At 65.7% G+C, this 14,068-nt stretch carries 11 protein-coding genes; 1 reads left to right on the top strand and 10 read right to left on the bottom strand.

From position 1 onward, the window contains the following. Nucleotides 1-137: 137 nt before the first annotated feature. Nucleotides 138-1,460, bottom strand: coding sequence for a tyrosine--tRNA ligase (tyrS, locus tag B4C31_RS08720; RefSeq protein ID WP_291532146.1), 1,323 nt, complete (start codon nt 1,458-1,460; stop codon nt 138-140). A gap of 109 nt (nt 1,461-1,569) precedes the next feature. Here tyrS and B4C31_RS08715 point away from each other — a divergent pair, with 109 nt between their 5' ends. Beyond that, entirely contained in the window at nt 1,570-3,453 is a 1,884-nt protein-coding gene (locus B4C31_RS08715; RefSeq protein WP_291532145.1) for a DUF975 family protein, read from the top strand. An 8-nt stretch (nt 3,454-3,461) separates the two neighbouring features. Here B4C31_RS08715 and B4C31_RS08710 read toward each other — a convergent pair whose 3' ends face one another. From B4C31_RS08710 to argR, 9 genes are all read right to left on the bottom strand, one after another. After that, a complete protein-coding gene (locus tag B4C31_RS08710) occupies nt 3,462-4,235 on the bottom strand; it encodes a putative ABC transporter permease (protein WP_291532144.1) in 774 nt (257 codons plus the stop codon). Nucleotides 4,236-4,243: 8 nt separating this feature from the next. Next, nucleotides 4,244-4,801, bottom strand: coding sequence for an HD domain-containing protein (locus B4C31_RS08705; RefSeq protein ID WP_291532143.1), 558 nt, complete (start codon nt 4,799-4,801; stop codon nt 4,244-4,246). 237 nt (nt 4,802-5,038) lie between these two features. After that, nucleotides 5,039-5,611, bottom strand: coding sequence for an anthranilate synthase component II (locus tag B4C31_RS08700; RefSeq protein WP_291532142.1), 573 nt, complete (start codon nt 5,609-5,611; stop codon nt 5,039-5,041). Further along, complete coding sequence (locus tag B4C31_RS08695) at nt 5,608-7,077, bottom strand: anthranilate synthase component I family protein (protein ID WP_291532141.1); 1,470 nt, start codon at nt 7,075-7,077, stop codon at nt 5,608-5,610. Before B4C31_RS08695 ends, B4C31_RS08700 begins: the two co-directional genes overlap by 4 nt. A 201-nt stretch (nt 7,078-7,278) precedes the next feature. Next, entirely contained in the window at nt 7,279-7,731 is a 453-nt protein-coding gene (locus tag B4C31_RS08690) for a hypothetical protein (protein ID WP_291532140.1), read from the bottom strand. A 151-nt stretch (nt 7,732-7,882) separates the two neighbouring features. Further along, entirely contained in the window at nt 7,883-10,672 is a 2,790-nt protein-coding gene (locus B4C31_RS08685) for an FtsX-like permease family protein (protein ID WP_291532139.1), read from the bottom strand. After that, nucleotides 10,672-12,147 carry an argininosuccinate lyase gene (gene argH / locus B4C31_RS08680; RefSeq protein ID WP_291532138.1) on the bottom strand — a complete coding sequence of 492 codons (1,476 nt, stop codon included), beginning with the start codon at nt 12,145-12,147 and terminating at the stop codon, nt 10,672-10,674. The genes B4C31_RS08685 and argH overlap by 1 nt, the downstream gene beginning before the upstream one ends. 67 nt (nt 12,148-12,214) lie before the next feature. Then, nucleotides 12,215-13,453: an argininosuccinate synthase gene (locus tag B4C31_RS08675; protein WP_043169113.1), complete on the bottom strand. Its 1,239-nt coding sequence runs from the start codon at nt 13,451-13,453 to the stop codon at nt 12,215-12,217. Nucleotides 13,454-13,544: 91 nt separating this feature from the next. Then, nucleotides 13,545-14,066: an arginine repressor gene (argR, locus tag B4C31_RS08670; protein WP_291532137.1), complete on the bottom strand. Its 522-nt coding sequence runs from the start codon at nt 14,064-14,066 to the stop codon at nt 13,545-13,547. Between the last annotated feature and the right edge of the window lie 2 nt (nt 14,067-14,068).

The following is a 14,068-nucleotide window of genomic DNA, read 5'->3' as shown; positions in this document are numbered from 1 at the left end:
TTCATCCGCCGCTGCTGTCAACGGCCGTTCATCGTTACCGATAGCCTACATCGTTGCCCGAACCGCACGGTGTCCCGCCGCGTCGGCCCTCGGGGCCTCAACGGCGGGACACCGTCATGGATCGGAAATGTCAATCGTCAGCGGGCCGCCACCACGCCAAGCGCCTTCTTGCCGCGGCGGATCAGCGCGAACCGACCCTGCAGGAGGTCGGATTCGCCCAGCACCTGCTCCTCGTCATCTACGCGCACGTTATTGAGGTACACGCCACCGGACCTGATGGTCTTGCGCGCCTCGGAGATCGACTTGAACAGTCCCGCCTTCACACCGGCCTCGGCCACGCGATCGCCCACGGCCACGCGGGCGAAGTCCTTGGAACCGTCCTCGTTCTCCACCTTCAACCCGTCCAGTGCGGCCTCAAGCGTGGCCTCGTCAATGGACGCCAGGTCGCCGCCGCGGCCGAACAGCGCCGCGGAAGCATCGATCGCCGCCTGCGTGGCCGCCTCGCCGTGCACGAAGCTGGTCACCTCCCACGCCAGCGTGCGCTGCGCCTCACGGGCGCCGGGGTTGGTCCGGCTCTCCTCGACAAGACGTTCGATCTCAGCCCTGGGCAGGAACGTGAACGCCTTGAGCAGGCTCTCCATCTCCACGTCCGGACGGTTGAACCAGAACTGGTAGAAGCGGTACGGGCTGAGCATCGTGCCATCGATCCACACGGCGTTGCCCTCGGACTTGCCGAACTTCTTGCCCTGGGCGTCGGTGATGATCGGGCTGGTGAACACGTTGACGTCCACGCCGCGCACCTTGTGGATCAGGTCCAGGCCGGAGGTCAGGTTGCCCCACTGGTCGTTACCGCCCAGCTGCAGCGTGCAGCGGTACTCGTCGAACAGGTGCAGGTAGTCGTTGCCCTGCAGCACCTGATAGCTGAATTCGGTGAAGCTGATGCCGTCCTCGGAGTTCAGACGCCGCGCCACCGTGTCCTTGGCCAGCATGGTGCCCAAGCGGAAGTTCTTGCCGACGTCGCGCAGGAAGTCGATGACGGTCATGTTCGCGGTCCACTCGTAGTTGCTGACGAACCGGACCGGGTTGGCGCCCTCGGTCTCCAGGATGCCTCCAATCTGGGATTTGAGGCGTTCGGCCCACTGGGCCACCACGTCCTTGGGATTGAGCGTGCGCTCGCCGGACTGGCGCGGGTCGCCGATCAGACCGGTGGCGCCGCCGACCAGCGCGATCGGGTGATGTCCGGCCGCCTGCAGATGGCGCATGTTGATCAGCTGCACGAGATTGCCGATGTGCAGGGAGGGGGCGGTCGGATCGAAGCCGCAATAATACGTGATCGGCTCACCGTTCAGTGCCTCGGCGAGTCGCTCCCGGTCCGTGGACTGGGAAATCAACCCGCGCCATTCCAGTTCATCGAGGAGGGTGTCGAACCCGGCCTCCTTGAAGTCGATGACGTGAGCCATTGCTATTCCATCTCCCTATCGAGTTGTATCGGATTGGCGCCTGTGGTTTCAGGCGTTCCCAGTCTGACAGCAGAGGCCGACACTGCGGGCTGCTGATACTGTGGAGGATATGACCGAAAGGGAGAAGAATGCCGTGATGGACCGCAGGGCCATGAAGGCCGCGGCCAAGGGTGTGTTCAAACGCCACTACTGGCTGATTGTCGTCATGTGCCTGATCGCCGCGCTCATCGGGGTGGAATACACTTCGTCGCTGTGGGTAGAATCCTATGAGGACCCGACCATGGCGCAGCCGACCGTTGCGGTTCAGGCCGCCGAGCGGCTCGGAACCATGCTCGGCCAGATGGCCACAGGCAACGAGGATCAGGTCCGCGATGAGGTGGCACGCAACGAGCGGAACATCCGGGACGCCGACACCATCGCCATGCTCGGCCGTTCCCGCGGCGTCTTCGCCTCGGTGCTGAACTCCTTCTCCTCCGGCAGCATCCTGCTGACCATCTCGGATGCCGCCCGTTCGATCCTGCGGTCGCCCAACGCCGGCATCATCGCGCTGATCGTCATCAGCCTCATCGTGTACGTCTTCGGCTGGCTGTTCATCCAGGAGACCTACACGATCGTCATCCGGCGCATCATGCTGGAGGCCCGGACCTACGAGCAGGTGCCGCTGCGCCGGTTCCTCTACCCGATTCAGACCGGCCGCTGGCCGCATATGGCCTGGACGATGTTCCTCACCACGCTATATCTGATCCTGTGGTCGTTCACCATCGTCGGCATATTCGTGAAATCCTATTCCTATTTCCTGGTGCCGTACATCATGGCGGAGAATCCGACGATGGGCGCCAACGAGGCGATCACCCTGTCGCGCCGCATGATGAAAGGGCACAAGTGGGAGTGCTTCATCATGCAGCTGTCGTTCATCGGCTGGCATGTCCTGAGCGCGCTGACGTTCGGTCTGGTCGGCATCTTCTGGCTCAACGGCTATCAGGCCGCGTTCTTCGCCGAGTATTATGCGCGACTGCGCGCCCTGTCCAAGAGCAACGGTGTGGAGGGCAGCGAGCGGTTGTGCGACGAGGCGCTGTTCGTCCGTCCCGACCGCGCGACGGTCGAGGTCGTCTACGCCGACGCCGTGGAGGCGATCGCCTCCACATCCCGCGAGCACGCGCAGCGCCCGACCGGGTTCACCGGGCTGCTGGCCGACTGGTTCGGCATCACGCTGCGCCGCAACGGCAAGGTGGATGCCTGGCAGCGCCATGAGGCGCAGATGGATGCGCTCGACCACGCGCAGGACATCCTGGATGGCCGCTGCTACCCCGGGCGGCTGGCCCCGGCCCCGATCCGCACCAAGGTGGAGCGGATCTCCGGCCCGGATGCCACGCGCAGCTACACGGTGCTCAACCTGGTGATGATGTTCTTCATCTTCTGCTTCGTCGGCTGGATCTGGGAGGTCACGCTCGCCTTCATCACCGAAGGCATGTTCGTCAATCGCGGCACCCTGCACGGGCCCTGGCTGCCGATCTACGGCACCGGCGGCATCGCCATCCTCGTGCTGCTCAAGAAACTGCGCAGCAGGCCGGCGTTGGAATTCGTGGCGGCGATGGCGCTGTGCGGCGCGATCGAGTATTTCTCCTCCTGGTATCTGGAGGTCACGCACGATGGCCAGCGCTGGTGGGATTACACCGGGTATTTCTTAAACCTCAACGGCCGCATCTGCGCCGAGGGCCTGCTCACCTTCGGTCTGGGCGGCCTGGCGATCGTCTACCTGCTGGCACCGGCGCTTGACGATCTGCTGCGCCGGGCGAACGCGCGCGTGCTGACGGTCGTCGCCGCCGTGCTGCTGGTCGCCTATTGCTGCGACCAGGTCTATTCGACGCAGCATCCCAACACCGGCGCCGGCATCACCGACTACAAGGGCTCGGACACCATATCCGCGCCCGCGGTGGATTCCACCATTCCGCTGGTTCCGGTACCGCAAGCCGTAGCCACACAGCGCAGTTGACTGATCCCTCAGTCGCGGCGCAGCAGCTCGCGGATGGTTTCCAGCACGCGGTCGTAGTTCACGGACTTCAAGTGGGGGAACGACTCGATCATGCGGCGCTGCTGTTCGTTAAGCATCAGCGCGGCCACGTCGCGCAGACCGGACAGCACCTCCTGCGAGGATTCGGCCCAGTCATGGATCCTGCCGCGCAGCGCGTCGCGGCCCCACTGCCAATGGTCGCCGGCCTTCGCCGCGTACCCCTGCACGATATCGGTGAACGCGGCCAGGCTGTCGTCGAAATGCGCGATGCCGACCACCGTGACCGTCAGGTCGATGATCAGCAGCAGCAGACACACAATCGACAGCCAGTGCACCACCAGCAGGGGCATCAGTCCCGTCCAGTACTCCACCTGCGGCTGGATGATCCGCACGATCACCACGCCACCCAGACCGAACACCACGGCTCCCAGCAGGCAGATGCGCCCGTTGAGATTGAAGCGGAAATCCGTGTAATCCCACCATCGCGCGTGGAACAGTCGTTCCATCGCCCACGACGTGGCGTACTCCAGCACGCTCGCCCCCAGCGCGGATACGAGGAACAGCAACACGGGATGCCCGGATAGCCCGCCCAATAACAGGCTGGCCAGCACCGCACCGGTGCCGTAGATCGGGCACAGCGGGCCGTTGAGGAAGCCGCGGTTGACGAACCGGCGCTCCTGCACGGACACCAGAATCGACTCGTAGACCCAACCAAGGAACGAGTAGAACAGGAACCACAGGAACAGGTGTTCGACGGCAAGCATAAGCGCCCTCAACCGCGACGGTTCCGGGCCGCCGCGGACGGCAGCGCAGGCCGACGGACCGCAACGCCGCGCCCCAGCGCCTTCGGCTGTTTGCTGAACCGGTCCGGGGACAGGGTCTCGCGGGTGGCGCTCACCTTGTCAGCCATCGTGACCAGATACCCTTCGATGTACCGCGGCGGCAGCGGGGTCAGCGGGAACATGTGCCGTGCGATGCTGTCACGCTCCACATGGTTGAGGTCGTCGAAGTCGCGCATCGCGTTCTCCAGGGCGGCGCGCCCGTGGGTGAAGCCGTGCAGCCGGTGTTCGCCGTTGTCCCAGTCGTGCCAATCGTAGAGGAAATAGTCGTGCAGCAATGCGGCGCGGATCAGCGAGCGCAGATCGACGCGCCGCCACAGCCGCAGCCGGTCGGCCATCCATACGGCCAGGCAGGCCACGCGGATCGAATGCGCGAAGGTGGTCACGGCGCCGTGCTGGTAGCAGCGGCGTTCGATCATCATGTTCTCGTGCGCGATGATCTCCCGGCCATGCCGGTGTACCAGCATGCGGATCTGCCGTCGTGTCAGCATGGTTGTTCCCCCAACGATTGCGGCGCAGGAGCGCGGTCGATTGTCCTTCCGTTCCCGATTGTATGTGCAGCCGGGGTCACCGGCATTCATCCGCCCGGATGAATCCCGCCCAGTACCCCCGTCGTCATCGTCAGCGGCCCTCATGCCATGGTGCCGCACCGTTATGCGGGTGTCTTGAGCGGTTCCGTACCGGACATACGCGGTGCGGAACTGCTCAAGCCCGGAAACGTTTTCGGTTCAGGAAAAGAAGTTGCGCAACATCGTCATGCCGTCGGGCGTCATGATGGATTCGGGGTGGAACTGGACCCCGTAGACGGGGGCACGCCCGGGGCGGACGTCGGCCACGGCCATCACCTCGCCGTCGTCAGCGGTGGCCGTCACCTTGAGTTCCGGTGGCAACGTGGATGGGTCAACGGCCAACGAATGATACCGTGCGACCGGCACGTTGGGTGCGCATCCTGCGAACAGCGGGCAGTGCGGATCAAGTTCGGTTGGCGACTGCTTGCCGTGCATGAGCCGGCGCGCGTAGGTGATGGTGCCCCCGTACGCCTGGCAGATGGCCTGGTGGCCGAGGCAGACGCCCAGCATCGGCACCGTGCCGTTCATTTCGCGCGCCACGTCCACGATCACGCCCGCGTCCTCGGGTCGTCCCGGCCCCGGGGACAGGACGATCCGGTCGGGGTGCAGCGCGCGGATCTCGTCCAGCGTCAGTTCGTCGTTGCGGATCACGCGGATGTCGGCGTCGATCGATCCGATCGCCTGCACCAGGTTGTATGAGAAGCTGTCGTAGCTGTCGATGAGCAGGATCATCGCATTCCCTCCCCCGCGATCCGCAGCGCGTCCAGTGTGGCGCCGGCCTTGTTCAGACATTCCTGGTATTCGTTGTCGGGCACCGAATCGGCCACGATGCCCGCGCCGGCGCGCACGAAGACACGGCCGTCCTGCGCGAAGGCGATGCGGATGCCGATGCACACGTCCATGTTGCCGGTGAAGTCGAGATAGCCGATCGCCCCACCGTAGACGCCGCGCTTGACGCCCTCCATCTCGCCGATCAGCTGGCAGGCGCGGATCTTCGGGGCGCCCGAGAGCGTGCCCGCGGGCAGGACCGCGGCGATGGCGTCGAGCGCGTCGCAGTCCTCGCGCAGTTCGCCGCGCACGTTGGAGGCGATGTGCATGACATGCGAGTAGCGTTCGATGTCGCGCAGCCGCTCCACCCGCACGGAGCCGAACCGGCTGACACGCCCCAGGTCGTTGCGTCCCAGATCGACGAGCATGTTATGTTCGGCCAGTTCCTTGGGGTCGGCGAGCAGTTCCCGTTCGAGCCGGAGGTCCTCCTCGTCGCTCGTGCCGCGCGGCCGCGTGCCCGCCAGCGGGAAGGTGTGCAGGACGCCGTTCTCCAGGCGGACCAGGGTTTCCGGCGAGGCGCCGGCGATCTCGATGTCGGTGCCGGACAGGTAGAACATGTACGGCGAGGGGTTGGTGACGCGCAGCACCCGGTAGGTGTCCAGCAGGCTGCCTTCGAACGGGGCGCTCAGCTGGTTGGACGGCACGATCTGGAAGATGTCGCCCTCGTGGATGTGTGTCTTGGCGCGTTCGACCATGGCCCGGAACTGGTCGCGGCTGAACAGCGCCGTGATCGGCCCGGTCAGCCGTCCTTCACCGTTCCGCCACCGCTCCCCCTCGCGCAGCAGCCGTTCGAGCCGGTCGAGTTCGGTGACGGCCTGGTTGTATGCGGCTTCGAGGTCGCCGTCCAGCGGCATGTTGACGATCAGGGTCACGGTCTGGCGCACGTTGTCGAAGGCCACGACCTTGTCGAACAGCATGAGTTCCAGGTCGCGCAGCCCGTGCGGGTTGTCCACGTCACGCCGGACCGTCGGCTCCGCGTATTTCAGGTACTCGAAGGCGAAGTAGCCGACCAGGCCGCCGGTGAATGGCGGCATGCCCTCGATGCGCGGGCTGCGGTACCGGTTGAGGATCTCCCGAATCCGCGCGGAGGGGTCGTCGGTGTGGAAGGTCGTGTCGCCGATGGTCATCCACCCGTCGGTGCAGGTCACCGCCAGCGACGGTTCGAACCCGAGGAAGGTGTACCGTCCGCGCCGTTCGCGGCCGACCACCGATTCCAGCAGATAGCAGCGGTCGGATACGGCCCTGAACGCGCGCAGCGCCTCGATCGGCGTGATGTCGTCGGCCAGGATCTCCCGGCTGACGGGTGCGATGGTGTATGCGCCTGAGGCGGCGACCCGTTGAATGGTGTCCAATGACGTGGTGGTGAACATGGTAGCGCTTTCGATCCGGCAGTCGGTTGGGGCATACAATACCGCGTCGTCGTTGCCGTGCATCCCGCATGTTCACGATGCAGACATCCACATATAACGCCGCAGGCCCCTCCCGGCGTTCGGGAGAGGCCTCCGGATTGTATGCGACACCGGTCCGCCGTCGGGCACGATATGCGGCCGGACGGGACCGGCGTACGGCGCTCAGGCGTTCCTGGCGTCCTTGCGGATCTTGGTGGCGTAGATCGCGGCGGCGATGGTGACCGCGAACACGATCCAGCCGAGCCAGTTCACGGAGGCGCCGAGCAACTGGCTGAGCACCACGGATATCATGCCAACGATGGCCAGGATCCAGGCGAGTACCATGAACACGCCGATCTTGGCGGGGTTCTTGGCGCCACGGATGTCCAGCGCGCCGAACACGATGTAGAACAGGCCCGAGATCAGCCACCAGATGGCCAGGGCGAGGCTCCACACCATTACGTTGAGGTCAAGACCATCGGCGACGGCCACGGTCTGGGTGGTGTCCACCACGCGCGCGCCGGCGATCATCACGCCGCCCGAGATGAGGTAGACGACGCCCAGCACGATGAACAGCACGCCGAACACCTTGAGTGCGCCGCGTTCCGCGGACACGGACTGGTTGGAGGAGGTCACAATGGTTCCTTTCCCGAAAGCTCTCTTCCTTTGGGCATGGATCCATCCATGCCCACCCTCAGTATGGACTGCATCGGCGGCCGTGTTCACCGCAAACAGCCCGAATGTTCCCCTTTTGCGGCAGAAACCGCCCATTCGGGGCGCATCGCGGTCAGTCCACTGATTTAAGGCTCTCCACCATATCCACCTTGTCGAGCCGGCCGCGCATGGCCAGCACCACCACGCCGCTGAACACCAAAGTGAGCAGGAAGGCGTACAGGTAGCTCAACGGATGGATGATCCGCCCGAACATCACCACATCCACCTCCACCGTGGTGATGACGAATCCCTCCAGCCAGGTGCCGAGCGCCAATCCGAACAGATCGCCGACCAGCGAGAGGATCGCGATCTCCCGGAAGATGTAGGCGTTGACCTCGCCGCGGGTGAATCCCAGCACCTTGAGCGTGGCGATCTCGCGCACGCGTTCGCCGATGTTGATGTTCGTCAGGTTGTACAGCACGATGAACGCCAGCGCCGCGGCCGAGACAATGAGCACCACCACGATCAGGTTGATCGAGCTCAACATCGTGGAATACGTCTCGATCGAGATCGCCGAGAACCCGACCGTGGACAGATGCGGCACCTCGCGCAGGGCGGCCGACAGGTCGTCCCTGGCGCGCTGGCCGTCCGGCGTCACCGCATACGTGGTCCGGTACGCGAGCTCGACGTCCATCCCGTCGTCCTGCGCCGCGGCTTGCCGCCAGGCTTCGGGCCCCACATAGACCATATTGCCCACGTAATTCTCCACGATGCCCGTGATCCGCGCCCGTGCGCCGCCGCCCGTGGCGTTGCCCATGCCGTCCTGCCGGTACAGGGTCAGCTCGTCGCCGACATGTAGGCCGAGCGTGGCGGCGGCCTTCTCGGTCACCAGCACTGCGTCGTCGTCGAATGCAACCGAGGTGTGACCCACGCGCTCGCGGAAAGTGATGACGTCGGACAGCGCCGCCGCCTTCTGCGGGACGATGACCTGCACGGCCAACGGGTCGGCGTCGTCCGTGCCCGCAACCTGCATGTTCTGCACATCCACGCGGGTCAGTTCGGTGGCGTCATGTTCGCGCAGCATGCGCCGCACCGATTCGAGATCCCCGTCGGTCGCGTTCGCGTCCAAGCTGACGACGGTGTTGTAGTGCTGGATCGTCCCGAACTGGTTGTCGATGATGTCCCAAATCGAATCATGCAGGCCGAAGCCGACGAGCATCAGCGCCGTGCAGCCGCTGATGCCGATGAGGGTCATGAGGAAACGCCGCTTGTAGCGGAAGATGTTCCGGCAGGTGACCTTCCAGGAGAACGACATCCGCCGCCACAACGGTCCGACGTGTTCGAGCAGGATGCGCTTGCCGGCCTTCGGCGGACGCGGCAGCATCAGCCGGGAGGGGGTCTCGCGCAGGCTGGACACCACGGCGAACCAGGTGCACAGCAGGGTCACACCGACGCCCAGACCGCCGGAGAGCAGTGCGGCACCCGGCTGGATCGGCAACGGCAACGATGGCGTGGGCACCGCGTAGATGATGGCGTACGCCTGCATGACGATATACGGCAGGACCTGGCTCAACGCGGCGATGCCGATGACGGCTCCGGTGACGCTCGCCGCGGCCGCGTACGTCAGATACTTGCAGGCGATGGTGCCGGTGCCGTAGCCGAGCGCCTTGTAAGTGCCGATCTCGATGCGCTCGTTCTCCACCATGCGGGTCATCGTGGTCAGGGCCACGAGTGCGGCCACCAGGAAGAACATGGCTGGGAACACGTCGGCGATGCTGTCCATGCGTTCGCTGTCCGCCTGATAGCTGGCCGCGCCCTCGCTCTGGGTGCGGTCGAGCACATAGAGTTCGGGAGGCTCCATGGCGTCGATTTCGGCCTGCGCGTCCGCCAGCTGCGCCTCGGCATCGGCGAACTGCTGTTCGGCTTGGGCCTGCTGCTGGCCGAGTTGCGCGCGGGCCGCGGCGATCTGGCCGTCACCGGGACTCAGCTGCGCGACGGCGTCGAGCTGTTGCGCCGACGCATCGAGCTGCGCCAGCGCCGCATCACGTTCGCCCTCATAGGTGGTGCGGCGTTCGTCCAGCTCCTGCTGGAGGGGGCGTGTGATGTCGTCCAGACGAGCGTCGGCCAGGGCGTCGGTCTTCCGCTCGATGCGGTCGGCGACCCGGGTCACGGCTTGTTCGTAGTCGTCGGATCCGCTTTCGTGGGCGTCCGCGCTCTCCACGGTGGCGTAGATCTCGGTGTACGCGGCGTCGGCGGCGAAGGCGGCGCGCGGCGCGTACAGGTACTGTTCGATCATGCCGGAGCCGAGCGTGGTCGACCCGAAGCTGACCGTGTACGGATAGTTCGAGGAGCTGACGGTGCCGACGACAGTGAATTCGCGGCTATCCAACGTCTCATCCAACGCATCGGTGCCGTAGAGCACGCGGACGGTCTGCCCGATCGCCGGTTTGCCGTTGGGGGCGTCCGCGGAGACCACGCATTCGTCCTCCGCCGCCGGCCATCGGCCGTCCCGCAGCAGCAGACGGTTCAGATAACCGTCGTCATCGGAGGCGACGGTCACGCCGTCGGACGTCTCGCCATCTGACGCGCCGTCCGGCAGCAGGGAGACGCGGACGGCGGTCTGTTCGTCGCCCGTCTGCATCATCACGTCGGTGGATATCGAGGGCATGGCATCCGCGATGCCCTCGATATCCCGCACGCGTTCCACATCGTCATCGGAGAACCCGAGCGTGGATATCAGCCGGATGTCCCACAGATGCGTGCCGTCGTAATACCGGTCGGCGGCCACACGCATGTCGGGGCCGCTCATCTGCAGTCCAGCGAAGAAACCGCAGCCGAGCGCCACGATGCCGATGATGGCCAAGAACCGACCGAGCGAACCTCGGATGGAACGCCGGGCGACCTTGGCGAACGCGCCGTGCATCAGACCAGCGAGCCTTCGGGCTTATAGGCCGGGCCGTCGCTGATCGAGACGGCGAAGACGTGCAGGGACTCGGCCTTGGACCTGGCGTCGATGATCTGCTCGCGCACGCGCTCGGGTGCGGTGCCGCCCTTGCCGCGGCGTGCGGCCACCGAGCCTTCGGTGGAGAGCACCTCGCGCACCTGCGGGGCCTTGTCGGCGGGCAGATATCCCTCGAATACCGTGATGAAGTCATCGTCGGTCAGGTCCCACAGCTCCTGGCCACGTTCCTCGGCGATCTTGACGCAGGCGCCGGAGAGCTCATGCGCGTGGCGGAACGGCACGCCGTTGCGCACCAACCATTCGGCGATGTCGGTGGCCAACGCGAACCCGGTCGGCGCCTCGGCGGCCAGACGGTCGGTGTCGAAGCGCATCGTGGCCACCATACCGGTGAAGGCGGGCAGCAGCACCTCCAGGGTGTCGACCTGGTCGAACACGGCCTCCTTGTCCTCCTGCAGATCGCGCGCGTACGCGGTGGGCAGGCCCTTGAGCGTGGCCAGCAGACCGGTCAGGTCGCCGATGAGGCGGCCGGACTTGCCTCGCGCCAGTTCGGCGATGTCCGGGTTCTTCTTCTGCGGCATGATCGACGATCCGGTGGAGTAGGCGTCATCCAGCCGCACGAACGCGAACTCCTGCGTGTTCCAGATGATGATCTCCTCGCTCAGACGCGAGATGTCCACGCCGAGCATGGCCGCCACGAACGCGAACTCGGCGACCAGATCGCGCGAGGCGGTGCCGTCGATCGAATTGTCGGTGACACGGGAGAACCCGAGTTCCACGGCCACGTTCTGCGGGTCCAGACCGAGCGTGTTGCCGGCCAGGGCGCCGGAGCCGTACGGGCTGGCGTCGATGCGGGCGTCCCAGTCCACCAGGCGCTGCACGTCGCGCAGCAGCGGCCAGACGTGGGCCATGAGCTGATGGGCGAGCAGCACCGGCTGGGCGTGCTGCATATGGGTGCGCCCGGGCATGACCGCGTCCCCGGCCTGCTCGGATTGAGCGATCAGCGCGTTGACCAGGTCGAGCGTGAGCCCCGCGACGCGGCGGGCGTGGCGGCGCAGCCACATGCGGATCAGGCAGGCGATCTGGTCGTTGCGCGAACGCCCCGCACGCAGCTTGCCGCCCAATTCGTCCCCGGCGATCTCCAGCAGGCCACGCTCCAACGCCGTGGCCTCGTCCTCGTCGTCCTCGATCGGCGCGAACGCCCCGGAGTCCACGCGGCGCTGCAGCTCGTCGAGGGCGTCCTCCATGCGGTTGAGCTCGTCCGCGGTCAGCAGGCCCGCGCGGCCGAGCGCCCGCGCGTGGGCGCGCGACCCGGCGATGTCATCATCGGCCAGACGCCAGTCGAACTGGGTGGATTTGGAGAGCCTGGCGAGCTCGGGCGAGGGACCGGAGGAGAACCGGCCGCCCCACAGTGCAAGATGTTCGTTCTGTTCAGTCATATGTCCACCTTAATACGAGTCCTCCCTCCGGCGGGATGTCGCCGGAGGGAGGACGTGATGGGATCGATTACTCGACGGTGTTGTCCGGCACCTCGATGCCGTTGCCGAACTTGACGTCGCGGGCGGCGGCCACGCGGGTGGGCAGGCCGTAGATCTCGATGAAGCCGTTGGAGGCGTTCTGGTCGAAGCTGTCACCCGAATCGTAGGTGGCCAGGTTGTAGTCGTACAGCGAGGTCTCGGAGCGGCGTCCGGTGACCACGGCGCGGCCGCCGTGCAGGATCATGCGGATCTCGCCGGAGACGTACTGCTGGGTGTCCTCGATGAACGCGTTGAGCGACTTGACCGCCGGGGAGAACCACTGCGCGTCATAGACCAGCTCGCCCCAACGCTTGTCGATGTCGCGCTTGATGCGGTGCTGTTCGCGCTCCAGGCAGCAGTTCTCGAGCTCCTGGTGGGCGGTGATCAGCGCCACCGCGCCCGGGCACTCGTACAGCTCGCGGGACTTGATGCCGACCAGGCGGTCCTCGATCAGGTCGATGCGGCCGATGCCCTGCGCGCCGGCGCGGCGGTTCATCTCCTCGATGGCCTGCAGCGGGGTCACGTCACGACCATCGATCTTCACCGGGATGCCCTGCTTGAATTCGATGATGACCTCGTCCTCCACCGGGGGGAAGGCCGGATCGTCGGTGTAGGCGTAGCAGTCCTTGGTCGGGCCGTTCCACGGATCCTCCAGGAAGCCGGTTTCGATAGCGCGGCCCCAGACGTTCTGATCGATCGAGTACGGGCTCTTCTCGGTCTGCACGATCGGCAGCTGGTGCTCCTTGGCGTAGGCGATCTCCACGTCGCGGGTCAGCGACAGGTCTCGGATCGGGCTGATGGCCTTGAGCGTGGGGTCGATGGACTGGATCGACACCTCGAAGCGCACCTGGTCGTTGCCCTTGCCGGTGCAGCCGTGGGCGATGGTGTCGGCGCCGAACTGGTGGGCGGCGCGCACCAGATGCTTGGTGATCAGCGGGCGGGAGATGGCGGAGACCAACGGGTAGACGCCTTCATACATGGCGTTGGCCTTGAGCGCCAGCATGCAGTACTCGTCGGCGAACTCGTTGCGGGCGTCGACGACGTAGGCCTCGACCGCGCCGCAGGCCAGCGCGCGCTCCTTGATGGTCTCCAGGCTTTCGCCACCCTGACCGACGTCCAGCGAGACGGCGACCACGTCCTTGCCGGTGCGGTCCTTCAGGTACGGGATGGCCACGGAGGTGTCCAGGCCTCCGGAGTAGGCCAATACGATGCGGTTCTTGTCACTCATGTTCTGCCCTTTCTATCGAACGCTGACTGCAAGTATATGCATAGGCTTGTATAAATATTCACTATCGGTGCGTCGTGACGCCAACCGGACGTCACTGCTCCGATGTGGTCTTGGAGGCGATGTCGAGCAGCCACTTGGATCGGGCCGAGGCCATGGCCTCATCCGCGCAGATGACCATGACGGTGTCATCCCCGGCTATGGTGCCGAGCACGCCGTCAAGCGGCTGCTTGTCGATCACGCTGGCCACATACTGCGCGGCACCGGATGGCGTGTGCACGACGATCAGGTTGCTGGCGCTGGCCACCGAGGTCACCAACCCCGACAGGACCCGTGACATCTGCTGTTCGCCCTTGCCCCCGGCATGCGGGGCGGGGTTCTGCTGGCGACCGCCGATCGTGTAGGCCACGGTGCCATCCGCCAGACGGGTCTTCACCGCGCCCAGTTCATCCAGGTCACGGCTCAGCGTGGCCTGCGTCACCTCGATGTCCTCATCGGCCAGGATCTGCGAGAGCTGGGACTGCGAGGTGATGACGTACTTGAGCAACGCCTCCTCGACCGCGCGCAGGCGGGCGGCCCGGGTTGCGGGCCGCTGCAACGGATTCGCTTCCGACATGT

It is taken from the genome of Bifidobacterium sp. UBA4282 (genome assembly GCF_002394995.1).
GTDB classification, from domain to species: domain Bacteria; phylum Actinomycetota; class Actinomycetes; order Actinomycetales; family Bifidobacteriaceae; genus Bifidobacterium; species Bifidobacterium pullorum_B.
The sequence above is the reverse complement of the archived record's forward strand: the minus strand, read 5'-3'. Positions and strand labels throughout refer to the sequence as shown.

Excerpts from the sequence above, each read along its gene's own strand:
- tyrS (WP_291532146.1), bottom strand. The coding sequence starts at position 1,460 with ATGGCTCACGTCATCGACTTCAAGGAGGCCGGGTTCGACACCCTCCTC.
- B4C31_RS08715 (WP_291532145.1), top strand. The coding sequence starts at position 1,570 with ATGACCGAAAGGGAGAAGAATGCCGTGATGGACCGCAGGGCCATGAAG.
- B4C31_RS08710 (WP_291532144.1), bottom strand. The coding sequence starts at position 4,235 with ATGCTTGCCGTCGAACACCTGTTCCTGTGGTTCCTGTTCTACTCGTTC.
- B4C31_RS08705 (WP_291532143.1), bottom strand. The coding sequence starts at position 4,801 with ATGCTGACACGACGGCAGATCCGCATGCTGGTACACCGGCATGGCCGG.
- B4C31_RS08700 (WP_291532142.1), bottom strand. The coding sequence starts at position 5,611 with ATGATCCTGCTCATCGACAGCTACGACAGCTTCTCATACAACCTGGTG.
- B4C31_RS08695 (WP_291532141.1), bottom strand. The coding sequence starts at position 7,077 with ATGTTCACCACCACGTCATTGGACACCATTCAACGGGTCGCCGCCTCA.
- B4C31_RS08685 (WP_291532139.1), bottom strand. The coding sequence starts at position 10,672 with ATGCACGGCGCGTTCGCCAAGGTCGCCCGGCGTTCCATCCGAGGTTCG.
- argH (WP_291532138.1), bottom strand. The coding sequence starts at position 12,147 with ATGACTGAACAGAACGAACATCTTGCACTGTGGGGCGGCCGGTTCTCC.
- B4C31_RS08675 (WP_043169113.1), bottom strand. The coding sequence starts at position 13,453 with ATGAGTGACAAGAACCGCATCGTATTGGCCTACTCCGGAGGCCTGGAC.
- argR (WP_291532137.1), bottom strand. The coding sequence starts at position 14,066 with ATGTCGGAAGCGAATCCGTTGCAGCGGCCCGCAACCCGGGCCGCCCGC.